This is a genomic window from Undibacterium umbellatum (genome assembly GCF_014284125.1).
Classification (GTDB): Bacteria; Pseudomonadota; Gammaproteobacteria; order Burkholderiales; family Burkholderiaceae_D; genus Undibacterium; species Undibacterium umbellatum.
Genome location: NZ_JACOFX010000004.1, coordinates 1 through 25,199, shown reverse-complemented (window position 1 = coordinate 25,199; position 25,199 = coordinate 1). Strand labels below are relative to the sequence as shown.

The window sequence follows — 25,199 nt, the reverse complement described above, 5'->3', positions numbered from 1 at the left end:
TCAATACCTGAGCGTGAATTTTTCAGCACTATTGGCGGTCGTGACAGCAGATAAATTCAACTCTTTATCGCCTTTACCGAGAAAACCAACACGTCGTGCCTGCACAGGGAGAGTCTTGCCGTTTAACTCTACACTGTTGACACCATGAAAACCGTGCAAGAGGATTTCCAGCTTGCGGAATTTGGAGCCATGTTTTCCTTCTACAGCGTCGAATTGTATCTCCTTGCGCTCTGGCTTAAAGCTGATCTGGCGCTTGTAGTAATCGCCATTTTGATAGGCATAGGATTTGCCGTCATCTTCGTAATAGCTGACAGTGTTGCCTTGCGTTCCGTGATAAACATGGATGAACAAGGTGTCTTCCGGTTGCTGCGCCGTGCTTTGTACCAGCGACTGCATAGGCACGATGCTGCCCGCCTTGACATAGACTGGCAAACGGTCAAGCCGCAATTCCAGCGCCCTGGCTTGCTTGCCAGCTTCCAGCTTGTCGCTATACAAGTCATACCAGTCACCCTGGGGCAGGTAGAGACGGCCAAATTCCTTGTTGCTGGCAAAAGGCGCAACCAGGAAAGCATCGCCAAACATATACTGGTTTTGGTAATGTCTGCTATATACCTGTTCATCATGGGTGTAATCTATCGCCAGTGAGCGCATGACCGGCAGGCCGGAGTTGCTTGCCTGGTAAAAACTGGAATACAAATAAGGCATGAGACGGTAGCGCAAATTAATATAATTGCGGCTGATATTGAGCACGTCTTCACCATAAGTCCATGGTTCAGACGAGCGGCTGTCACTGGCCGCATGATTGCGGAAGTAGGGCGTGAAAGCACCTATCTGCATCCAGCGTGCATACAGGCCAGGCGCAGGCGTGCCGGTGAACCCACCGATATCCATGCCAGTAAATGGCATGCCGCTCAGGCCCAGGCTATTGAGCAGGCGTACACCCAGCAACATATGATCTTCATCTGCCGTATTGTCACCTGTCCAGATCGCCGCGTAGCGCTGCAAGCCAGCATAGCCTGAGCGTGACAAGGTGAATGGGCGTTCGCCTGTTGCCTGCTTCATTCCCTCATGGCTGGCTCTGGCCATCTCCAGCGCATAGACATTGCGGCCCTGCTTGTGGGTAGTGGGGTGGCCATCATAATCGAAGAGAATATTGTTGGGCATTTTCTGGCCCCAGGTGGATATCTCGTTCATGTCATTCCATATACCGGCCACCCCTTGCTTTGCATAACTGGCGATTTCAGCCTGCCACCAGGCGCGCGCCGCAGGGCGGGTAAAGTCCGGGAAATACACCCAGCCTGGCCACACTTCGCCGGCATAGGGCGCGCCATCGGCATAGCGCAGAAATACATCCTGCTGCATGCCGCGTGCATAAGTGCCATAGCCTGGGTCTATCTTGATGCCGGGGTCAACAATTACGGTGGTTTTGAAACCCAGTGCTGCCAGCTTGTCTGTCATGGCCTTGGGGTCAGGAAATGCCTGCTTGTCCCAGCTGAATACGCGATAACCATCCATGTAATGGATATCGAGGGTGATGCCGTCTGCCGGGATTTTCTTTTCGCGCAAGGTGTTCGCTATCCGCATCACTTCTGCTTCTGGATAATAAGACCAGCGATTTTGCTGATAGCCCAGACTCCATAAGGGCGGTAAGGGCATGCGCCCGGTCAGGTCTGTATATGAACGGATAATGTCTGCCACACGCGGCTGGAAAATGAAGTAATAATTGAGCTCACCACCCTGGGCGGAGAAGGAAGAAAAACGCCGGTTGCTGGCACCAAAATTAAAGTCAGTCTGGTAGCTGTTGTCAAAGAAAATGCCATAGCTCAAGCCATGATGTATGCCTATGTAGAAGGGGATGCTGGCATACAGGGGATCGGTTTCTCCGGTATAGCGAAAGGCATCGGTATTCCAGTTGGTGTAGGCACTGCCACGTCTGTCGAGGTTGCCGGTTTTTTCACCCAGCCCGATAAAGCGCTCACCCTCTTGCAGCGTCTTGTAGCTACCGACTTCGTCACCTATCCAAGCATTGGACAAGCCAGGTTCATCCTGGTTGATGAGCACACCTTCTGGCGTTTCAAAGCGCACAGAAAATGGCCGTTTCTGTATCTGCACCTGCAAGGCAGCCGTTTTCAACACCAGCTTGTCTTCCTGCTCACTGAGCTGGAAATCTGTCTTGCCGGGCTTGCCAGTGACGGCATAAGAAAAATCCGGCCCCAGGGCTTTCTTGTCTACGCGCACACGTATCACACCGGGGGCAAATACCGTCAGTGCCACATGGGCATGCTCAGTGGCTATCGCCACGCCGTCGGCATTGCGCGTGAAAGAGGTCAGCTTCCCTGCCTGCATGACGGGTTGGGCTGAGACTGGATTCACCTCCAGCAACAGGCTGGCACTGCATAGCAGGATAGACAGGGCGGTTTTTAGATTTGGCAATTTTCTTCGCATGTGATTTCTCGTTAGGGGTGCGTAGTTTGGAGTTGGGCAAGATGCTGTATGCGCAGACTGGCGCGCAAAGTAGCCAGGCTTTGCACACTGTCCAGGCGCAGGGAAATGCTTTCGCCAGGGAGTAATGTCAGGGCATTGTCCGACAGGCGTGCTTGATGCTCGCCAAAATCCAGCCAGACTGCACGCGCCAGCTTTTCTGCCCGCAAGTCCAGGCGATAATGATCAGCCTCAGCGACTATCTTTGCCTCCAGCCCAGGATTGGGTAATTGCATGTGTTTCGATGCCTGCAGATAGGCAATGCTGCGGGCGATGCTTTTTCCATCTTTCATCAGCTCTACCACAACATAAGCGGTGCTGGCATCCGCTCCCGCTGGCAAGTCTGTATCCTTGATCTGTGCCAGTTCCGTGGCGCTGGTGGCGGGCAGCTTGAGTGCCTGGGTTTCATCGCGCAAGGCCTTGCCATGTACGTCCATGATGCGCAGTCGCCACGCCAGGTTTTGCTCTTGCAACAGGTCTGACATGACACTCAGGCGGGTGATTCCCTTGTCATGCAAGGCGGCCACTGTCACTGGTGCGAAGAATCGTCTGGCATGAAAATGCAAAGCCTTCCAGTGACCAAAATAATCCACGCTGGACCAGGATGCACCTGGCCACACATCATTCAGTTGCCAGTACAAAGAGCCCATGGTGCGTGGCATGCTGCTGCGGTGATGTAGCGATGCCAGCTCTATACCTTCAGCCTGCATCAACTGGCTCAGGTAAATAAAGTCAGCGAAGGTTTTTGGTTCATGATAATTCGCGCGGATGTAGTGCAGCAAACGCTGGTTGCCTTCACCGGCCAGGAACTTTTGGTGGGCGCGGATCAGCGGGCCATCGATCTTTTGTTCACTACGTGGCGCAAAACTATCGACCGTGCTTTGCACTGGCCAGGCTTGCAAGCCAAATTCCGACATGAACCTGGGTGTCTCGGATAAATAAAATTCGACTGGCTGCGAACCAGCCCAGACATCCCAGTAATGCTTGTCACCGTTGTTACTATCGTTAGCCTTGTCAGCAAGATCATTGCTGGGTGAGCTGGACCAGTAGGGAACACCCGCACCATGCAGAGCAACCTGTTCACGCAAATCCTTGCCAAACAAGGCGACATAGCCTGCCCATACATGCTCGGCAAAAATCGGATTTTCTTCAGTGAGTTTTTTTCCTATGCCCCAATCCTTCCAGGCTGTTTCTTCTTCATTATTGCCGCACCAGAGTACGATACTGGGATGGGAACGCAAGCGCAATAACTGGTCTTTGGCTTCGGCGACAACATTGGCACGGAAAGTTTTGTCATAGCCAGGCACGACACCACCGCCAAACATGAAATCTTGCCAGAGCATCAAACCAAGTTCATCTGCCATGTCGTAAAAGGCATCGCTTTCATAGTAGCCGCCACCCCATAGCCGCAACATATTCATGTTGGCATCTTTTGCATACTGCAAAATCGCCCGCATTTGTTCAGGCTTGACGCGGTTGGGGAACATATCGAAAGGAATCAAATTGGCACCCTTGGCAAACACCGGTACGCCATTGATGACAAAGCCAAATGCCTGCCCCCATTGATCCTTGTCACGGCGCAGTTCCACCTGGCGCAAGCCCGTGCGTTTTTTTACTTCGGTGATGAGTTGCTTGCCCTTTTTCAGACTGAGCTCAAAGCTGTACAAGGCTTGCTCGCCCATGCCATGCGGATACCAGCGGCGTGGATTATCGAGCTGTAGTGGCAAAGAGAGCTGGTTGCGGCCCTTCCTGACGCTGGCATGCAAGCTCCTGGACATGATCTGCTTGCCCTCCGGGTCACTGACGCGCACTTCCAGATCAACCTGGCCGTCTTTATCAGCTTGCAATTCAAACTTTGCCTCCAGCTCTGCGCTTTGTGCATTCAGCCTGTCTTGCTGGATATGAAAATCCTGCAATAAGAGATCATCATAGCTGGCAATTTTTACCGCGCGCCAGATACCGGCAGTGACATAGCGTGGCCCCCAGTCCCAGCCGTAGTGATAGCCAGGCTTGCGGGAAAAATTGCCCGTCATGGCGTCACGGGGTTCATCACCAAACGGCGATGGATAGTTGCCCGCCAGTTTGATCGGCATGGCCTGCACTTGTGGCAACAGTCTTTGTATGGGTGAATGCAGGATGATTTTCAATTCATTCTGGCGTTTTTTCAGCAGCGTCTTGACTGGTAAAACCCAGCGTCGGAAGGCATTGTCTGTCGCTGCAATTTTCTTGCCATTCAAGTAGATATCAGCAAAAGTATCCAGCCCCTCGAACACCAGGTCCTGGTGTTTTGATGTCAGGTTTTTTTCATCCAGATCAAATTCCAGTTTGTATTCCCAGGCAGCATTGCCTATCCATTGCAGGGCGGCTTCGGCATCGCCCACATAAGGGTCAGCAATCAATTGATGCGCCAGCAAATCGGTATGCACATGGCCTGGTACTTGTGCGGCACGCCATTGTGTGGCTTGCGCATGCTGAGCGGCAGCCGGGTCATCGGGCAGCAGGCGGAAAGTCCAGGTGCCGGATAAATCCTGCACGCGAGTGGAAGCCGCCACGGCAGGCGCGAGCATGAGCAGACTGGATGAGGCAGCAAGCAAGGCCATGCAAGAGTTGTGCACAAAGCGCATGAAGGAATTCCGGGACGTGTTCATTTAGAATCCGATGATGAAAGGAATGAGGGGGACACAGGCTGGACCGGTCACTGCCAACGCCCGCCATGTACAAATGGCGGGCTTTACCGAGATCCCATGCAGTACGAAGTCAGCTTATTTTTGCACAATGCCAGCACTACGAATGACGCTACGCTGTACGGCGCTATGTCTGCCGTCCGGGCTCACCGTCAGCACTTGCACGAGGCTATCCTGGCCTGGCTTGACAGCAATCACCAGCGGGCGAATATATTGAGGCGAGCTTGTGTCCGGCACTGTGCCGTCAACGGTGTAATACATCTTGCTGCCCGCGACAGGTGCGTGCAGGGCCAGGGTATGTGTCTTATCCATTGCATTAACTTGTGCTGGCAGACCAATGGGGCGGGGGATGCGATAGGCCAGCCCGGCTTGTTGCAGTCTTGGATAGTGGGCCTCCAGCCTCTTTTCAAAGCTGGCATACTCTTTTCCTTGTTGCGCAGTCCATGCCACTTCTGCCATAGCCAGCAGACGCGGAAAGGCCATGTATTCAATCATCTCTGGCTTGCTCAGATATTCAGTCCAGATATTGGCTTGCACGCCCTTGACATGGCGTTGCTCTTCAGCTTTGAGCACAGCAGGCACGGGATTGTAGGCATACACTTTCTCGATAGGCAGCTCGCCTCCCAGTTCCCACGACTCTTGTTCTTTTGGCCCCTGGCCAGCATCAAAATAGCAGTGGCTGGTCGGGCTCATGATCACATCATGGCCTTGTCTGGCTGCCGCGATACCGCCATCTTCACCACGCCAGGACATGACGGTGGCATTGGGGGCCAGGCCGCCTTCCAGAATTTCATCCCAGCCTATCAGGCGCTTGCCTTTGCTGTTGATGAATTTTTCTACGCGGCGTATGAACCAGCTTTGCAATTCTTCTTCATTCTTCAAGCCTTCCCTGCGCATGACTTCCTGCGCGAGCGCACTTTTTTTCCAGCGCGCCTTGGGCACTTCATCGCCACCTATATGCAGGTATTGGCCAGGAAACAAGGCCATGACCTCGGTCAGCACGTTTTCCAGGAAATGGAAGGTGGCTTCACTTGGGCAAAAGATATCTTCAAATATGCCCCAGTTGGTCGCTACCTCGAACGGGCCCGGTGTACAGGCCAGTTCAGGGTAGGCTGCCAAGGCCGCCTGCGCATGGCCGGGCAATTCAATCTCTGGCACAACCGTGATATGGCGGGCAGCAGCATAGGCAACTACTTCTTTTATCTGCTCCTGGGTATAAAAGCCACCATAGGGTTTGCCATCACCAATGTAAGGCTCGACATGACGCTTCAGCGTGCTTTCCTTACGCCAGCCACCCACTTCTGTCAGCTTGGGATAGGCTTTGATTTCTATGCGCCATCCCTGGTCTTCTGTCAGGTGCCAGTGAAAAGTATTCATCTTGTAGAACGCCATCTGGTCGAGGAATTTCTTGATAAATTCTACCGACACCATATGCCGTCCCACATCCAGGTGCATACCACGCCAGGAGAATCGCGGGTTGTCAGCAATGCTGGCAGCAGGCAAGCGGGCCACGTCGCTGGCCTTGGCTGGCAGCATTTGCAGCAAGGTTTGCATGCCATAGAACTGGCCTGCTGGCGAGCCTTTCAACGCTATGGACTGTGGATTGATCGCCAGTGCATAGGCTTCATCCTGGCTTTGCTTGTTGGTCGATTGCGCTTCAGTCTTCAACAGCAGATAATTGGCATCGCCCTTGCCTGGCAGTTTTTGTAGCACGGCCAGCCTGAAACCCAGCGTTTGCTCCAGCCTGTCATTCAACAGGCTGGCATTCGACAATGCAGCCGCATCACTCGCGAACAGCCGGGTTTTACCAGACAGGCTAAAACTACCTTGACCCAATTGTTGACTGGCAGGTTTGGGAATCACAGCCAAGGCATGCGATTTTTCGCCAGGCTTTTCCAGTTGCCCTGCAAATGAGTTTACACAGAAGATACCGCTGCAAAGTGTCAGAACTGCCAAAACCTGGTAGGACATTGTGAGACTCCAATCAAGCTGAAATGAAAGCCAGGGCGGGAATGCTGGCTGGCTGAAAAACCAAACACCTTAATATTAAGAAAACATCAAGGGATCATACTCAAATAAGTGTGCGGGGACCATGTGTGCCAGGGCGTGCTGACACCAACATGAAGAGTTGGGCGAGATTGTCTGCTGCGTTCTCATAGTCTCCTTGCCTTGGTTTAGTGATGGTTTAATAAACGCAAAGTCTTTGTTTTTCTGCCTTTATTTTGTGTTTGCACCAGGCTTTTTTCGTCATGATATTTATAACGCGTCAAATTATTTACTTCAATTGAATCAAAAAAATGCATGCTTGTTTATAAAGTTCACTAAACAAAATGGTCGCCCAACTTGGGGCGCACTGACATGCAAGCCTTGCGGCGCATAGGCAGCTGGCAATATTTGTATTTCCTTTATGTCCAGACATCGTGGTTTAAGCCGGGTAGTGCCAGCAAATCACGATTTTTTTCTCCATTTAATTTCCCAAATCAGATGCGGTTGCGATTTGCCTGATGACCGCCAATCTACAGAATGAGGAACATGGAAAATCAGCCTTTTGACGGCTTGCCATTGTGGCGGAATCGCCACACATTCACCCCTGCTTGCGTTTACTAATCAAACTAAACTTCAGCCTAATTCTGAAATTTTGTTTGAGTGCCGTATTTTCTTTTGTATAAACATCTCTGGGTGCAATGCAATGCCCAACGACATGCAGAAGTAAATTGTGTCGTTTAGTAAATCGTCGGGACTCTCACCAGTTTGCGTTGTACGCTCTCTGTGAAAGCGAACAGATGCGGAAGGTACCGGTCTGCTCCACGAATGAAGAGAACCCTGCCAGCGCCATATAACAAGCCCGCTATTGGGCACAACCAGGAGACATACATGAGCTTCAGAACCCATTCCGCTTCACGCCATCGTCATTGCCGTGTAAGGCCCATCGTCATGGCGGTGGGTGCAGCATTGCTGGCCTTTTCCACTGCTTACGCGCAAACGGCGACTGCTGAAAAACCAGCAGAAAACTCGGCAGAAAAGGCAGCCGAAGCGAAACAGCCGCCTTCAGTGGTCGTGACTGGCTATCGTTATGCGATCGAGAAAAGTCTGGATCAAAAACGCACTGCCAACTCCATCGTTGAAGTGGTCACCGCAGAAGATGTCGGCAAGTTCCCGGACAAAAACGTGGCAGATGCATTGCAGCGCGTGCCTGGCGTTATCGTTAACCGCAGCGGTGGCGAAGGTAAAAATGTCAGCGTGCGTGGCTTGTCTTCTGAATTGACGCTGACACAGTTAAACGGCAACTACATCGCCACGGCAGAATCCAACGGCGACCCTACACGCTCATTCAACTACATGCTCATGCCGTCGAACATGCTCTCCAGTGCCGAGCTGTACAAGACACCGGAAGCGCGTTTCGACGAAGGCGGCATAGGTGGCACAGTGATCCTGCGCACGCGCCGTCCGCTGGAAGTCAAGTCCCATAGTGGCTTTGTCTCCGCCGAAGGGACCTGGGCCGACACCACCAAAAAAGTCGATGGACAAATCTCTGGACAGTATGCCTGGCATGATGAAAGCAATCGCTTCGGCGTGCTGGTTGGCTACACCCAGCAAAACCGTACTGCACGCACCATGGGTGCCAGCACAGAAAACTGGCAATGGTATGCAGACAACTACAAAACCCACCCCGCAGTTGATGTCAATGGTGGCCCATCAGGTCTGAACTCCAAATGGTGGGGGCAGTCTGGTTTCTACGACCAGAGCGGCAAGTACTACAGCAATTTCATGATGCCAACCTCGGTCAATCTTGATGTCAAGACGGAAGAGCGTGAACGCAAGGGCGGGCAATTGACATTGCAATTCAAACCAGTGCGCAACCTCAACCTGACGGCCAACTACTTCCGTTTTGATTTGTCGCAAAACTCGCAGACCAATACCTTGAAGATTCCTGAATGGAATCTGGCACGCTATGACGGTGATGGCAACTGGCCTGGTGGCCGCATGCTTGACGGACTGACTTTTGACCGCAGCGGCACCATTGTCACCGGCGCGCAATACAGCGCCCGCCCAGGCAAGACCTACTATTGCAGCGGCAATGCGGCGGCAGCGGGCGGCATCAAAAATACTGGCGGTTTCGGCCCTGATGACTGCACCATCCCAACTCCGCAGATCACGGGCAGCTTCAACCGCGAACGCTCCTTGTCGCAGACTGCCGACTTCGAAGCCGAATGGCGCGGCACGTCGATCGACGCTACTTTCAAGGGCGGTCGTACCTGGGCCAGCGGCGGACCTGAGATGCAGTTCACCATGCCGATCAAACCGCGCATGCAAAACGCCGACAGCAGCTGGACGCTGGGTAACTACGCCAGTTCCTGGAGTACGGTAGGTACGCCCACCATGACCTTCTCGCCGCAACTGATGGCCAACCTGCAAAAAGGTATAGGCGAAATCGATCTTGGCTCCACCTCGTCTTCATGGACCAAGAACAGCACCGAACAAAAATATGCACAGGCCGACTTTACCTGGCATACCGACGGCAACTGGCTGGACTCCTTGCAGTTTGGTGCCAAGTACCGTGATGGCGGCACCCACCGCAGCACTGGCAACAACTACTGGGCTTGCAAGGGCACCGATGGCAGCAACTACGACAATCGCTACCAGGCTGGTTGTGACTCCAGCGCGTCCAAGTTCCAGCCGGGCTTCTTGTACCCGACATCGCTGGACAATATTGCGGGCGGCTTCAGCTCCAGCGCATTCCCGGCGATCAATTTCCCGGCCTATATTGCTCACCTGGACCAGACTTACGGCGCCATGCGGACGCGTAACGAAGACAACTTCGTCTATAACGTCAATGAAAAAATCATGTCTGCCTATCTGCAAGCCAATATCAAAACCGATCGCCTGCGTGGTAATGTCGGCGTGAGACTGGTGCAGACCAAGCAACATGCTGATTCTACCGATCAGGTTGACTACTACAACGACTACTTCTTCAACGGTGCCAACGGCACACCGGCACCATGCCGTGCAGGTGGCTTGCCAGCCACTGGCGCTCCGGCGGGTTCTGGTTGCGTGAGTGGTTACACCACGGTGCCAGAAAGCATGGGACGCAAATCCTCGTTCGTGGTCAGCTCGCTTGACCGCAACTACACCGACGTCTTGCCAAGCTTTAACCTGGCCTATGATCTCCGTGATGATTTGGTCGTGCGTGCAGCAGCTTCAAAAGTAGTGGCACGTCCAGGCTATGGTGACATCGCCTCTCCAGGCAGCCTGAACTACTACAGCCAGGAGTATGTCAATGACCGTCGCCTGACTGGTGGTGCGGATCAGCAGGGCTGGTTTGGTCAGGGCAGCAACAAGTCACTGGAACCGTACAAGGCGACTCAGTTTGATCTGGGCCTGGAATGGTACTTCCATCGCGGCTCGGTGCTGGGTGCTGGCATCTTCCGTAAAAACGTCAGCAACTTCGCGGTGCCTGTTGTGCTGAGCATGCCCATGGTTGTTGGTGGTAACACAGTGACCGTGCAAAACTATTCAACCAGCGCTGGTGGCCGCGATGCAGTCTCCCAGGGTGTTGAACTGTATGCACAGCATACCTTCAAATCCGGGCTTGGCTTCCAGTTCAACTACACCTATAACAATACCAACCAGGCTGCGATCACCCTCGCCAATGGCAAGGAAATCGGCAAGTCACCATTGGTTGGCAGTGCCAAAAGCCAGTCTAATCTGACCGTGTTCTACAGCACCGATCAATACCTGGTGCGTGCTTCGTACAACCGTCGTGGTGAAGTCGTCGGCGGTCTGGTGAATGGCCTGAATGTCTACCAAGACCCATACAGCCAGCTCGACCTGAATGCAGCGTACAACTTTAACGCCCAGCTCAGCCTGACTGCCTCCGTGCTGAACCTGACCCAGGCAGAGTCAAGTTCTCACCTTGGCAACGACACTAAAGACCGCTTCTACTCCAGTGGTTATGCAGGTCGTGTATTCTACGTAGGGATGAATTACAAGTTCTAATCGATCAGTTTCTCATCTAACAGTATTACCCGCCACCTCCCCGCGCCGTCAGGCCGGGGAAGGTTTTTACAGGCAGTGGCCGACCAAGCGGCCACTGCCGTTTTTTCTGGGAGGCGCAATGACAAGCAACAAGCGTATCAGCAATATCACCATCGTTGGTGGCGGCAGCGCGGGCTGGATGGCGGCTACTGCTCTGGCCACCTACCTGGGCAAGGGTGCCACCATACGCCTGGTCGAATCTGAAGAGATAGGCATCGTTGGCGTCGGTGAGGCCAGCGTCCCGCACATCAGGCTATTCAATGGACAATCGCTGGGCATAGACGAAGCCGAGTTTGTCAAACGCACACAAGGCACCATCAAGCTCGGCATACAATTCAATGACTGGGGCCGCATCGGCGACAGCTATATCCACGGTTTTGGTGCCATCGGTCGCTCACTGGGCCCACTGCCATTTCACCAATTCTGGCTCAAGCTTTTTCTGTCTGGCCGCGCCGCACCCATCGGCGACTACTCGCCACAGACCGTGATGGCACCACGCGGCAAGTTCGCACCCCGCGACCATAATGCTGCACCCAATTCCCCCCTGGCCGACATCGCCTACGCCTATCATTTCGACGCCACACTGTATGCCCGCTATTTGCGTGAACTGGCAGAAAGCCGTGGCGTGCAACGCATCGAAGGCAAGGTGATTGGCATTAAACAGCGCGCCCACGATGGCTTTGTCGAATCGCTGACCCTGGACAGCGGCGCAGTCGTCGATGGCGAATTGTTCATCGATTGCTCCGGCTTTCGCGCCCTGTTGATAGAGCAAACACTCAAGACTGGCTACCTCGACTGGACACATTACCTGCCCTGCGACCGCGCACTGGCAGTACCGAGTGAAAGTGTCGATCCTATCACCCCCTACACGCGCGCCACCGCACGTGCCGCAGGCTGGCAATGGCGCATCCCGCTCCAGTACCGGGTGGGCAATGGCTACGTCTATTCAAGTCAGCACATCAGTGACGACGAAGCCGCTGCAACCCTGTTGGCCAACCTCGACGGCAAGGCGCTGGCCGAGCCGCGCCAGCTACAATTCACCACCGGCATGCGCAAGAAATTCTGGAACAAGAATGTAGTCGCCTTGGGTCTGGCCAGTGGCTTCCTCGAACCACTGGAATCAACCAGCATCTACCTGGCCCAGTCCGGCATAACCCGCTTGCTGAGCCTGTTCCCCAAACGTGATTTCAATCCGCTGCTGGCCGAACGCTACAACCGTGAATCCGTGACAGAATACGAACGTATCCGCGATTTCCTGGTCCTGCACTACCACGCCACAGAACGCACCGACACACCGTTCTGGAACCATTGCCGCACCATGGAAATCCCCGACAGCTTGCGCGAGGCGATAGACCTGTTCCGCTACGATGGTCGCTACTTCCGCAACGGCGAAGATTTCTTCGCGCTACCAAGCTGGGTCCAGGTCATGCTGGGTCAGCGCATCACTCCGCAAGGCTATCACCCCATCGTCGACGACATGCCCGAAGACAAACTGCTCGACTACGTCGAAGGCATGCGCACCACCTTCCTGCACGCCGTCTCCGCCATGCCCACGCACCAGCAATGGATAGACCGCTACTGGAAGGCTGCAGCGCAATGAGTGGATACTGATTTTTGGATTAGTCAGCAGCGTGCGATTGACGCAGCGCAATCGCACGCATGTCGTGTATCAAAAGACGACAACACCGCATCGATGGGCACAGCCTGACAAAACACTGACAGAAATTGAAGCTTGTACGATCAAGCTACAACATGCTTGAAGCTGAGGGACAGATAGATGGAAACACTTGAAGATGACCAGGTCTATCGCAAGAATGAAAAGCAAATCAATCAAGAACATGGCACATATTGCTCAACAAAGTTGAGGGCAGATTTTATATCCATGCATTTCTTGGCGTAGAATTGCCGTCATGTAAAAAATCTATGTTTCAACGTGTTTTCTTAAGAGACCTGACGCCATTTTTTGTGTCCCCATATTCTGTGTCGTTCAGATGGCGTTCATTTCATAACGGGCGCGACGATGCCGATCAAAAATACCAATGTTTAAGTAAATCCGGTAAATTCGTCATGTATACATGTAGGCGAGGGAATTGATATGAAAAGTATTATTTTTATGAGCATTCTTTTTTTCGTATCTTCAAATTCATTTGCTGATCATGTTTTATTGTCCAATAAAGAGAACCGCACTTTACTTGATAGACAGAGTATATCCAAAAGAGAAAAGTCGTCCAAAGCGTATGTCGTGGATAATCTGCGCTTATCAAAAATAGAACTTAATGACTTAATCGCAAAAGCGCAAACTGGAGACATGTGGGCAGCTAACGCTTTGGGGATGTATTACGATATAGCGGGTAAGAACTTTGATAAAACGGTGTATTGGCTCAGAATTTCTGCGCATAGAGGAAATCCTATTGCTCAGTATAATCTTGGCTCTGTTTTGCAGAGAGATAGAACAAGGACAAGTTATATTGAAGCGCTACGCTGGTTAGAGTTGGCCGAACAGAATGGTGTTTCTCAAGCCAGGTATCCAAAACAAAATGCATTGAAATGGATGAATGACGATCGTAACAAGGCTGAAGTTATTCGCCAGCCCTGATAATCAAGATGTTTTCAACAACGCCTACCTTCAAGTAAAGTTTCATTGATTTTTTTAAATTATTTAATTTTTAATGAATAACGTTACCCAAAAAAAGACGAGCATCCGGGAAATTTATAGAATTATGGAAACCGCAGACCGAAAGTATGCGATCACTATCATAATGTCTGGTGCGGAGGTAAAGTTATTCCGACACTTTCTTGCTCGATGGACTGATGTATCCAATCCATCAGTATTTGATTGGATTGCCTTTTCATTCTTACAACTAAGAATATTTTTTACTTGTCAAAAATTGTTTTTACTGGCGCCGCTATATGATCCTGAACTGCTGGAAAACATTGAGTTTCTCGAGTTGGAAAATAAACTTGTGCAGGTGGTTTTTCATCCGGTAGTTTAATCGGAAACTGGGGGCAGCTCTCTTAAGAAAACATTCTAAGTCATGGATTTTATATGAATAAATCATAATTTTTGCTTCGACCCGATTTTCGACAGAGAGCCGATTACTGCGCTTATATGCATACATTTTTTTAGCCTGGAATAGTCGTAATGTTTCTTAAGGAGACCTGCCCGCCTCTTGCAGTTTTATGGAGTATGAAAATGTATTGCTATCATCGAATCGAAAGCCCTCGGGCGATTGATATAACTGAGATTAAAAATTTGATTTCCCCGGGGTGGCGTGTCGTCATTCAATTTGGCTCGACGTCGTCCTGCTCACCTGAATTACTTGCGGAATTAAATCAAGCAGCAAAATTGATAGGCCCTGACCTTCAGATACGTTTTTGGGGACATTTTGGTGAGCAATTTAATGCGTCCATACTACGGTCTATTCCAGAAGCGACAAATGTCATTATTGATGGCATGAATAATTGCATTAATATTTGCGATCTTTCATATTTGAGTAATTTAAAAGAATTGAACCTAGGCGCATCTGGGTTTGATGTCCCAGATATATTATCTATTGAAGCTCTTCACGGATTAGATACCCTTTTCATAGGCGAAAACAAAAAATCAAATATTGACTTGATTCATTTAAGAAAATATCAGAAGTTACGCGATTTTGGTACGGGAGGGCAATTCAAAAATATTGATGTCATCACGCAATTACCGAAACTCCGTAATTTATCATTACTCCAAATAAAAAATACGCTTGACTTAAGCTTTGTGTCAAAAATTCGAAATTTACAAGATCTGTCAGTTCAATTTGGAGGTTATGAATCAATTGCGGAAATTGAGGCACCAGAATTAAGAGAATTGAGAATCATGAGAGTGCGAGGACTGAAAGAACTTGGGGATATCGGTAGATTTCCCAGGTTGGAAAAATTGGAAATATCAGGTCAAATTCAATTAGATAGCTTAAAGCTAGGCGAGAATCCTTTGCTGAGAGATATTTATATCTCGACATGCAAAACATTGAGCCGTATTGATGGCTTTGAAGGATTACCTAAGTTAGAGCAATTATGGCTTTTTCGAACGGCGCTGGATTATGACGCATTTATTTCTGCAAAAATGCCCTCGTCTTTGCGTGGAATTACTTTTTTCAATGGTGGAAAGAAAAAAGACGACGTGATTGAAAAAGATTTGTCCTTGAAAGGCTATCGAAAGTATCAATTTGAAGCATGTGTAGCTCCGATTAGCGAAGTGTAATCGGATGTTTCAAACAAAACCGGTGTCACCCATTAGGTTCTATGGTTCCCGTCAAGTTTTTATCGAGATGGGATCACGAAAACGAAAAGATAGGGTCAGGTTTTGCATTCATACATTTTCTTAGTTTAGAATTGTCGTAATGCAAGCATAGTAATCGACTCACTGCCGAAAATCGCGCCCAAGCAAACACGAGAATTTACTCATTGAAAATCAATGACTTAGAATGTTTGCTTAAGAGACCAGACCCAGTTTTTCGCTGCCCCGTTTTTCCAGGGCCGCGATACCGATACTGCGGAAATGCTTTATCTGAAAGAGACCTCAACACGCCCAGGGTGTCGATGTGACGTCACACGCACCGTGACAATGTTGAACCTCCCTGGCCAAGAAAATGCAACTTAGCCAAGGATGAAATGCTACAACTTACCGATCACTTTATTGAAGATTGATCGCCTCAATACGACTATCGCCTTTGATATACAAAACGCCGCGATCTGAGATAGCGAGTGAGCCACCGAATGGGTGTTCCCAGACGACTTGACGGGTTTTGATGTCAATCGCAAGTGTGTTATTGCCGGAGCTGATGAACACCAGATTATCAGTCACCACCATATTTCTAAAGTTACGAGAAACATTGTCTGAAGACAGCGCACTCGCCATCCATACCAGGCTGCCAGTTTGTGCAGAGCGTGCCTCAAGTACAGTCCCATTGGCATTGAGAACAAAGACCACATCCTTGGCATAAGCTGGGGCAGCTGAGATGTTGCCAGTGACACTCCAGGCGCGGGTTTGCTTGCTCAGATCAAAAGCTTGCAGACCATTGCCGCTGACAAATGCCATATTTCTTTCGGACAGAACCGGCGTTGATCCACCATAACCCGCCCAGGAAAAATCAGGGTTCTTGATAGTATAGGCGACTTTTCCATCCGCTTTGCTGACTGCATGCAAACTGCCAGACAGATAGGTGTAGGCAAAATTGGCATCGACCGCAGGGGTCCAGGTATCATATTGTGGCAGGCCAATTCCCCACGATATTTTTTGTTCGCCGATACTGTACTTACTCATCCCGCCGTAGTAGCCACTTTCAGTAAACACTTCATTGCCATAGACAGTCGGCGCAAGATAGGTTTCCCACTGTGAGTTCATCGCAATCTTGTTGAGCAAAGCACCAGTGGCCTGGTCGAATACCCAGAAAAACGTATCACTATGCCCTGTTGAAGTCACGAAAACCTTGCCTGATCCAGCCGCCGGCGCGTTGGCTTTGGACAGCTTTCCCATCGGTGTTTTCCACAGAACTTGTCCATTGCTTTCGTTCAGCGCGGTCAATTCATAGACACCGCTTGGGTAAGTGGCACTGGTCTTGTTAAGAAAGACCACACCGTTTTCTATGCTGATGTCAGACAGGAAGCCGGCACTAGCAGGTGTCCAATTCCAGCGCCTTAAGAAATTGCTGGGATAGAAGCTCGCAGGTACATAACCACTATGCGCCGCATTGCCCTGGAATGTGCTCCAGCTGCTGACCTGCGGCAAGGATTTCAACGGCGTTAAATTGGTGTTGGAGCGTACTGTAATCTTTAAAGGGATTTGGCGAGGTGAGCCGTTGAACGGCCATTTACAGTCAATTGGATCATCGACACAGGTACGTACTTCCAGCGTGCTGTTATAAACACCCGCCTTCAAAGCCGGGCTTGTTTCCAACGTCGCAATGGTCTTCGTATTGGAGACTTTATTGCTGCTCTTAACTGTCGAATTGCGCGCTGAATCGTAAATGCCAAGATTAACAGGCTTACCAATATCCGTCACAGATTCTGCAGAAATGCTGAACTGCCTGGTTTCTCCTTCGTAGTAGGTAAAATCCAGTACAGAAGGCAAGCTATTGATATTTAAAGTAATTCCGGCTGCTTTTGATTTGAGCGTGAACTTATAAGGAACTATCCAGGGAGAACCGGCCAGAGGCTGGCTGCAATAGTTCGGATCGTCGACGCAAATTCTGACTTCAAACTGGCCTGAGTATGTCCCCGGCAGCAGATTGGGCCGCACTACAAAATCAGCGTTGTATTCTTGATTTGGTTTATATTGGAACCCCATATTCGATGAGGAGTAAGTCAACTTGTCCTTGTCGACGATACCGACATTGAACGATGCCGGAAGGTCTTGACCTGGTTTGACGCTGATCTTCATAGGAAGATTGTCGCCCTCATTGCCTGATAAATCAATGCTTGCTGGCGAAATGCTTACACGCTGGGTAGCATCTGCCTTGGCTTTGACGGTGATTTTATAGGGCAAGGTCCAAGGCGAGCCTTGAAATGGCACGTTGCAGACCCTGGGATCATCTTCACACAGCCGTACTAAAATCTGCGAGCTATAGACACCGGGCTTTAATCCCGGATTGCTATTGAGCGTCACTCGGTATTGCATTGGCGTTATTGCCGAAACACCGGTGTTGGGCGTGATCACGCCAACATTGTCAACGATCGCAATGTTGATGGTTTTAGCAAATGTCTTCGTTGCCGTACCGACGATATTCACCGGCAGACTTTCCCCTTCATAGACGGTAATATCTACTTGTGCAGGATTAAAAGTGAGCCAGTCCCCAGCCGGATTACTATTGTTCCCGGTGTTGGACGAGCTACCGCCGCTACTGCCGCCGCCGTTACCAGGCGCACTGCCACCGCCACCACCGCCACAAGCGGAAAGCAAAATTGCACAGAATAGTGTGCAAGAAATTTGTTTGAATAATTTCATTGAAGTAGTTATTTTGTATTGAATATATTAAAGCGCCATTATTCACTGGAAAAATCACAAGTGAATGACAAGGCTGATTGAGCTGAGTCGATAGCCCTGGCTGATTCAAGAACGCTAATTTTATTGCTGAGATTTTGAGCACGCGATCATCCATGATAAAGACAGGCTGGTCAAGTAAATTCACCGTTCAATCTCTTAAAAAGACATTCTAAGTAATTGATTTCCAATGAATAATCTCATGCGGGCTTTGGCAGGTCTTTGAGCGACTGCGCCTAAAACACCGACATTTCACCCCTAAGATTGCTGTCAGGACGCACCCGATTGGCGTGCATCCCTAACTCAAAACCGCCTATCTGGGCCAAAGACGCGATCATTGCCACGACAATTTCTGAGGCACTACGCAATGGGAGATCTAGGCAATGGAGGGTCATAGAAAAAATATGGAGACGATCAAAAGCACTGAGAAATAATGATAAGCTCTCAAACGACATTTGTTTCTGGAGTATCGACAATGGATTGGAAGCGGGAGATTTTGATCGCACACATGGTGAGACAAAAAAATGCAGAGGCAGACCAAGCGTCATTGTGGGAATATCCATTCCCTGAAGTCGCCGCTTCAACAGAGCAAATCGACTCGACCGAGAAAATGCTTGGTTTTTCACTTGATCTGGAACTACGCCTGTTCTTATTGCATGCCAATGGTTGGCACAGCTTTTTCCAGACAATTGACCTGTTTTCTGCAGAGGACTTGGTACAAGGCGCGCGTTTTGACCGCGCAAATGCCCTGTTGCAAAGCCTGGAAAGCCTGCAAGAACTGTGTGGATTTCGACGAGAAGAATTAACACCGATCGCCGTAGCAATGGAAGACATCGATGTATTCGTCATTTCAACCCCGAACTCGACAAATCCAGGGAAAGTATTTTGGTTGGCAGGGCAGGTAATCGATGAATTTACTGGCTTTGATGAATGGTTCCTGGCGATGGTTGACTATAGTCGTCATCAATACAGGCAATTAATTGGTGAAGAGTGATATGAAGAGTGAATACCATTTTTGGCAAAAGCCAGCGTCGGCGCTAAACATAGTACATCATATTTTGAATAGCTAAATTTCGAGCATAGAGAATGCATAAGCGTATTGTAAAGTGGTCGCTCTTGATCGTAGTCATCACTTTGGGGACTTATTTCACTGGCTATTTTTATTCCAGTACAAGCGAAGCATTTGAGGTTGCAAAAGACTTCGTTTTTAGATCTACCATTGCACAAAAAGAACTTGGAGAAATTACTGAATTTAAATTGGCGCCCTTTGGATATGAGTTGGAGTCAGTTGGTGATCAGGGGTCTGCCGAGTTTGAATGCAAAATAATTGGCAAAGCGAGAAGCGGAAAAGTGTACATAACCCTGAAAAAGAAGTCGTCGGTATGGCAGGTAATTCATGCAAAATTGGAAGTGGATCAATTTGAATTCCAACTTATTGAAGCGCACAAAAAAACAAAGGAGTCATCTATTGGCTCGCGTGGCGCCGACTAGCGAAAGTAAAAGTCAGGGGCGTGTTTTTCGTTCATGCTTTTTCTTAGCTTAAAATTGTTGTTATGTAAGGCATGACCACATTTTCTATTTTCTGTAATGTAAGACCGGGAGTTGAAAATGAAAGTTTTATCGTTGGATGAAGCTAATCTATTTCTATCTGGAATTGGAAAGAAAATTGGCAATTGGAATCGTATAGAAGATGCAGTTATCAACCAAAATAGCAATGGACATTGGATAAATTATCAAATGCCTAGCGATGCGCAAGAGTTATTAAATTTTGCAACTCACGTAGTTTCTTGGCTTCCAAAGGGGAAATGGAAAATATTTCAAATAGACGATTCTAATTGCTTGGATTCGATGCAAATTATATTGATACAAATACTGCTATTCGGAGCAGGAAAGTTAGATCGGAATTTGCCGCGAACTTTTCTATTCGAATTTTCAGAAGATAAAGAAATTAATAATAAAACTGAGCTTTTGATTGCAAATCTGATGCACTTGTTTTTGCTTTTTGAGGGGCATGCATATATTGTTTCTGAAGGAGGAATTGCCGGACAGTGTGTCGCAGTGCAAGATGGATTTGTTTATTTCTCTTGTAGGGACAAAGAGCTAGATGGGGCGGCATGTTTGCTAAAAAGGTTTGAACGGAATCGTTTAGCATCCCCTCCTTGGATAATGCAAATGATCAACGATGGGCTAGAAGGCGAGTAGTTTCCGAAAAGGGGTCATTAGCTTGCGTAGCTCCGATTGACGAAGCGAAAGACGGGGTCAGATTCTAAAGTCTAAGTAGCCGAACAACATACTCGCAACACGGAAAGTTGGGGTCTTAGATTCATACATTCTCCTGGTTTGAAATTGTCGTAATGTAGGACCTAAGCCCATGTTCGCAAAATTCCGAGGTGTACCACCAAAATGAATGGCAGGACTTCATGGATAAGCCAGATGACGATGTATAACTTATCATTCGTGTGGTACGGCTACGCCGCCCCACAATTCAAACGCTAGAACTCAATATGTCGCACACACCAAAAACCCCTTTGGAAATCCAAGAGAAACTAAGTTCTTTACGCATGCTTAGGTTTGTTTGCCATTTTCCATGGCTAGTGACGTTTCTATTTGCTGCTAGTTTTTTGGTGCTTCCATCGAGCTTCAAGCATGCGGTTCTGCCGATTTACCAACTATTTTTTTTCTGGGCATTTGTCGGATTCTTTCTCAGTTTTTTTCTTCACTCATATCTTTGTCCGAGGTGTGGTGAGAAATTTCACTTCAAGCGCTATGGCACAGGCTTTTTTTCGCCCCATGTCTCTAACAGCTTTTCAAGAAAATGTTTGCATTGCGGACTTAAACTTGACGGTAGTAATTTATGAGTTCTAGCCGCTGCGCAATCGGCCCTTGAGCAAAGATGGGTCAGCTCTTACATTCATACATTTTCTTAGTTAGGAATTGTCGTAATGTAAGCGTAGTAACCGGCCCCGCAAAGCCGGGGTCAGGACTTACATTAAAAAGCAGGGGTCACCCATTAGCCCCGGTAGTCAAGTAGCCGAACAACATACTCGCAACACATCGCGATAATATTTACTGCGCCATCACACGCTTGTTTCAAAATGCCGTCGTGCCTTTTGTTTCAACGTGTGGTTGCGTGAATCGCACCAGTCTCCCATGAAGGCAGGGGGCATGTGGCAATTTGATAGACCGCATGGTTTGCCCTGCCATACCTGCTGAGCATATCGCTGGCGTACCATCCTTCCTGGTCAATGACATCAAGCGCATGGTAGCGCTGGCAAAAGAATTGTGACGCTGTAGCGATTTACATGCGACATCGCCCGCCTGTGATGGCAGGCGGGCGATGATGGCCTTGGAAGCTGTTCAGCGGCAAACCCTGTTATTCAAAAAAAGTGACGGGGCTCGCCCTGGCCTGGCTGGACTTATTTGGGCGCTGCCTTGACGACCACTCTGGCTTTGACTGTTGCATTGCCATAGCTGGCGGTATAGATAAAGCTGTCGCTGCCTTTGTATCCTGGTGTCGGTATATAGCTTACTGCGCTACCAGAAACACTGGCCGTACCATGTGCTGGGTTGGTGGCAAGTTTATACGTTAGCTTGCCCTTATTGCCGATAGAACCTTGCAAGTTCAATGTCATTGGCTCACCAGTATTGGTGGCCGTGACTGTATTGGCACGCAGGCTGTCATACATTTTGATAAAACGAACGCCTCCGGTCACTGTCACCATCAGAATAGAACCATCTCGTGATAACTTGGTACGTCCCTGTTTGTAGGCGTTATTGCCATTGGAGATGAAGTTGTCTTCAAAATCATAGCTTGCCACCTGCTGCAGGGTATTGGAATCGTATGCTTTGACTTCACGCGTTTCAGCCCATGGGAAATAAATCAGATTTTCAACAGGGTGATAGGCAACACCGATAGGTTGTGGGCCAGCATATTGGCCTATGACTCCTTGTTTTGCATAGTTTGCGCCAAAAATCTGTGTGCCAAAGTAGGTGGGAATGGCAAATTGTGTGCCATTGCTGTTGGTGGCAATTTCATAGTTGTAAGCAGATGTGCCAGTCTGGTAATTATTGAAGCGTTTCAAATTATTGTTTACAACGTCATATAGTCCCCAGGGGCCAGCTGAACTGTTTGATTCTGCAAATGCAACCACTGCGCCATTGCCACTGGCTGACAACATCGTGTTCTGGCTAAAGATATTTTCTGGGTAAGAAGTACCAAGCTTGCTCCAGTTGAACGTGGCGGGATCAAGGCGGCGCAGAGGAACCGTGCCAGACCCGGCAAACTGTGATGATGCAAAAATGCTGCCATCACCGGCATACGCTACAGACCACATACCATTCTCCATGAATTCTTTTTGCATGGAGACCTTGCTGATTGCCTGAGGCCCGGTCAGATTGCCGTTCAAATTGATCAGATATACCCATTGTGAGCTGCTATCGCTAGTCTGATCTGCGACTACCAGGGTATTGCCGTCGGGCGACAGATCTATCCCTTTCAGTTGAGCCTTGCTGCCACCGCTAGTGACAGGCCCTAGTACGATAGGTGACAAGAAACTGCCACTGGTAAGGTGATAACGCAGTACCTGGTTGGCATCGGTAATGTAAATGATATTGCGAGCCGCGTCGTGCGACATATCAACACGATTGGAAGAGGGGATGAGCGTGCCAGCTGCGAAAGCGCCTGACATGGATAACAACAAAGCAGTACCTAATGCAACCACATTTTTTTTGAATATCACAAAAACTCCTTGTAGAGAAAGTCAAACTTTATTCGCATATAGGGGTATTGCAAATAAAGCATTAATATGATGACATTCAAACTCGGGTGATGCAAGTTAGTTTTTTGTGATTTTTGTATGCTTTCATCTTGAAAAAACCGCCCATAATCCTGTGACATCGAGATGTAAAGCTGGAGTCAGGTGTCTTAAGCAAACATTCTAAGTCATTGATTTTAAAAGAGTGAATTCTAGTGTTTGCTTCGGCGTGATTTTCGGCGGCGAGCCGATTATTACACTTACATTCATGCATTTTCTTCGTTTGGAATTGTCGTAATATAAGACCCCGTCTGTTAGGGATGCAAACCTGAAATTGCCAGACCAAGTGACGAATAACAACTGGCGATCGGAGAGCGATGCAACAACAATTGAATGAGTTTCAAACTCAATCCCGTGGTCAAAATTGTGAATGTAAAAAATGATGATGCCTTTGCATATTATTTATCATAGAGATTAAATTACAGGTTGATTTTAAATGAAATTGAAGATGATTTTTCTAAATAAAGCGCTAATTTGCGTCATCAGTTCTATGGCTTATATCTTGTCCATGTCTGGTTGTACAAGCGTTGAGCACAATAAACAATTACAAGATGTAGCGGTATTTTTAGATACTGAAAAATATAATGAGCAGGATGTCGTTGTTCGTGGGTTTTTGCGGTACCGATTCGAAAATCACAATATTTTTCCTTCTCGTGAAAATATGAATCGTCAAAACTGTGTCCCGGTATTAATTAAGAATGCACAAAAAGAAATGATAGATCTTGCAAGTAGTTATGATGATTCTTTTGTGATCATCAAGGGAAAAATAGTAAGAATTGCTCCACCGGGAATGCTCTCAGCTACAAACTGTAAACAATTCGGTTTGGAGGTGAAGTCGATTGATAAAAATGTGATTAGCCCATTACTACCCGCTAGAACTCATTTCATAAATAGGGCCTGTTATCTTTTTTTGGATTATGTTAACTTTGGAGCATGACACGAAGAGAAGAATTAACCGAAGATCAATGGAGCATATTGGCTCCCTTAATTCCAGAATCGACCAGGCGTAGTGATGGTCGTGGAAGGCCCGAAGTGCATGATAATCGTGCGGTGCTCAACGGGATTTTATGGATATTACGTACCGGAGCTTGTTAGGAATATTTGTGACAAGATTTTGTTATGTCATTCTCAATCCATTAGATAGCGATGCCGAAATGCAGAGACTATCTAAGACACTTGCAGTCCTGAAACTTTGTGATAATTCATTGAAGACCTGGGTTGTGGAAAATCATCAAGTACCTACCAGTGACGCAGAAGCCGGGGTCAGGTCTTACATTCATACATTTTCTCCAAAGCAGGGGTCAGGTCTTACATTCATACATTTTCTTAGTTTAGAATTGTCGTAATGTAAGACCTGATCCCGGCTACTGGCATGACTTATGGGATTTAAGTGGACGGATATCCGGTGAACCGCCTTGGGCATTTCAGTGTTCCGATTTAAAGGACAATGAGCGTGGATTCGCATGTTCTAAAACAGGAGGCTGCTCACCGAATGGAAACGATTGCCCAGAACAGTCATGCGTCAAATGCTGTTCAGGTGGCACAGGTTGAAAGGCCATGCATGGTTGTTCGTCTTTTACTGCTATTAGTTTTTTGTGTCGTTTTGCCTAGTTGTGGCAAGCCGTCATCGGATTCTGTATTGACCGACTTTAATGAAATATTTGTCAAAGAGTCAGAACGCAAGTTTTCATTCGAAAGACATAGAATTTATAGTGGTGAGGGGGATACTGGCAATGTGTACATGCATGTCAAATTTCGCCTAACTGCCATTGCAGATGCTGCCGTCGAAAACGGGTTATTCACTGGCATAAAATTAAAAAAGGGTCAGATGGAAGAGAGAGAAGTAATTCTTCTCTACCAAAATACCCCGCAGGAAAATTGGAAATTGACTAAATATTGGCTGGTGCCAAAATAATATAAATACGGCACGCCGGAAAGGCCATGTGTAACGCGGTAAGGCGTAATCGCAAAAGCCGGGGTCACCCATTAGCCCCCGGTAGTCAAGTAGTCGAACAAGATACTCGCAACACACCGCGATCATATTTACTGCGCCACCACATGTTTGTTTCAAAATGCCGTCGTGCCTTTTGCTTCAACGTGTGGTTGCGTGAATCGCACCAGTCACCCATGTGGATCTAGCGAAACATAAAGCTGGATTTCGCCCAA

Annotated in this window: 15 protein-coding genes and 1 pseudogene; 11 read left to right on the top strand and 5 right to left on the bottom strand. The window is 48.7% G+C overall.

The features are described from left to right. The 3 genes from H8L47_RS10075 to H8L47_RS10065 form a co-directional block, all read right to left on the bottom strand. Window positions 1-2,445: a glycoside hydrolase family 31 protein gene (locus H8L47_RS10075; RefSeq protein WP_222616483.1), complete on the bottom strand. Its 2,445-nt coding sequence runs from the start codon at window positions 2,443-2,445 to the stop codon at window positions 1-3. 11 nt (window positions 2,446-2,456) lie between these two features. Continuing rightward, window positions 2,457-5,129 carry a beta-mannosidase gene (locus tag H8L47_RS10070; RefSeq protein WP_230413681.1) on the bottom strand — a complete coding sequence of 891 codons (2,673 nt, stop codon included), beginning with the start codon at window positions 5,127-5,129 and terminating at the stop codon, window positions 2,457-2,459. A gap of 114 nt (window positions 5,130-5,243) precedes the next feature. Beyond that, the gene (locus H8L47_RS10065; RefSeq protein ID WP_186953470.1) at window positions 5,244-7,136 is read right to left on the bottom strand and encodes a beta-N-acetylhexosaminidase; all 1,893 of its coding nucleotides are present in this window, start codon (window positions 7,134-7,136) and stop codon (window positions 5,244-5,246) included. A 903-nt stretch (window positions 7,137-8,039) separates the two neighbouring features. Here H8L47_RS10065 and H8L47_RS10060 point away from each other — a divergent pair. From H8L47_RS10060 to H8L47_RS10040, 5 genes are all read left to right on the top strand, one after another. Beyond that, a complete protein-coding gene (locus tag H8L47_RS10060; protein ID WP_186953469.1) occupies window positions 8,040-11,162 on the top strand; it encodes a TonB-dependent receptor in 3,123 nt (1,040 codons plus the stop codon). Between the two features lie 118 nt (window positions 11,163-11,280). Then, window positions 11,281-12,801 carry a tryptophan halogenase family protein gene (locus tag H8L47_RS10055; RefSeq protein WP_186953468.1) on the top strand — a complete coding sequence of 507 codons (1,521 nt, stop codon included), beginning with the start codon at window positions 11,281-11,283 and terminating at the stop codon, window positions 12,799-12,801. Between the two features lie 495 nt (window positions 12,802-13,296). Next, window positions 13,297-13,797, top strand: coding sequence for a tetratricopeptide repeat protein (locus tag H8L47_RS10050; RefSeq protein WP_186953467.1), 501 nt, complete (start codon window positions 13,297-13,299; stop codon window positions 13,795-13,797). A gap of 73 nt (window positions 13,798-13,870) precedes the next feature. Continuing rightward, window positions 13,871-14,194 carry a hypothetical protein gene (locus H8L47_RS10045; protein ID WP_186953466.1) on the top strand — a complete coding sequence of 108 codons (324 nt, stop codon included), beginning with the start codon at window positions 13,871-13,873 and terminating at the stop codon, window positions 14,192-14,194. A 149-nt stretch (window positions 14,195-14,343) separates the two neighbouring features. Continuing rightward, entirely contained in the window at window positions 14,344-15,441 is a 1,098-nt protein-coding gene (locus tag H8L47_RS10040; protein ID WP_186953465.1) for a leucine-rich repeat domain-containing protein, read from the top strand. Window positions 15,442-15,873: 432 nt separating this feature from the next. Here the strand turns inward: H8L47_RS10040 and H8L47_RS10035 are convergent, their stop codons facing one another. Then, window positions 15,874-18,138 carry a PQQ-binding-like beta-propeller repeat protein gene (locus H8L47_RS10035; RefSeq protein ID WP_186953464.1) on the bottom strand — a complete coding sequence of 755 codons (2,265 nt, stop codon included), beginning with the start codon at window positions 18,136-18,138 and terminating at the stop codon, window positions 15,874-15,876. Between the two features lie 514 nt (window positions 18,139-18,652). Here H8L47_RS10035 and H8L47_RS10030 point away from each other — a divergent pair. From H8L47_RS10030 to H8L47_RS10020, 3 genes are all read left to right on the top strand, one after another. Beyond that, window positions 18,653-19,213, top strand: coding sequence for an SMI1/KNR4 family protein (locus H8L47_RS10030; protein WP_186953463.1), 561 nt, complete (start codon window positions 18,653-18,655; stop codon window positions 19,211-19,213). A gap of 92 nt (window positions 19,214-19,305) precedes the next feature. Then, on the top strand, window positions 19,306-19,710 hold the full coding sequence (locus tag H8L47_RS10025; RefSeq protein WP_186953462.1) for a cytochrome c oxidase assembly factor Coa1 family protein: 405 nt from the start codon (window positions 19,306-19,308) through the stop codon (window positions 19,708-19,710). Window positions 19,711-19,827: 117 nt separating this feature from the next. Further along, complete coding sequence (locus H8L47_RS10020; RefSeq protein WP_186953461.1) at window positions 19,828-20,421, top strand: hypothetical protein; 594 nt, start codon at window positions 19,828-19,830, stop codon at window positions 20,419-20,421. A gap of 1,214 nt (window positions 20,422-21,635) precedes the next feature. Here H8L47_RS10020 and H8L47_RS30240 read toward each other — a convergent pair. Beyond that, window positions 21,636-22,958, bottom strand: coding sequence for an Ig-like domain-containing protein (locus H8L47_RS30240; protein ID WP_186953460.1), 1,323 nt, complete (start codon window positions 22,956-22,958; stop codon window positions 21,636-21,638). A gap of 511 nt (window positions 22,959-23,469) precedes the next feature. Between H8L47_RS30240 and H8L47_RS10010 the strand changes: the two genes are divergently transcribed. The 3 genes and pseudogenes from H8L47_RS10010 to H8L47_RS10000 all read left to right on the top strand — a co-directional run bounded on the left by H8L47_RS10010 (window position 23,470) and on the right by H8L47_RS10000 (window position 24,948). After that, window positions 23,470-23,970 (top strand): hypothetical protein, encoded by a 501-nt coding sequence (locus H8L47_RS10010; RefSeq protein ID WP_186953459.1) that lies wholly within the window; start codon window positions 23,470-23,472, stop codon window positions 23,968-23,970. Next, window positions 23,967-24,122 (top strand): annotated as a pseudogene (locus tag H8L47_RS10005) (transposase); the annotation flags it as partial. The gene H8L47_RS10010 and the pseudogene H8L47_RS10005, both read left to right, overlap by 4 nt. Before the next feature lie 403 nt (window positions 24,123-24,525). Beyond that, on the top strand, window positions 24,526-24,948 hold the full coding sequence (locus H8L47_RS10000; RefSeq protein ID WP_186953457.1) for a hypothetical protein: 423 nt from the start codon (window positions 24,526-24,528) through the stop codon (window positions 24,946-24,948). Window positions 24,949-25,199 lie beyond the last annotated feature (251 nt).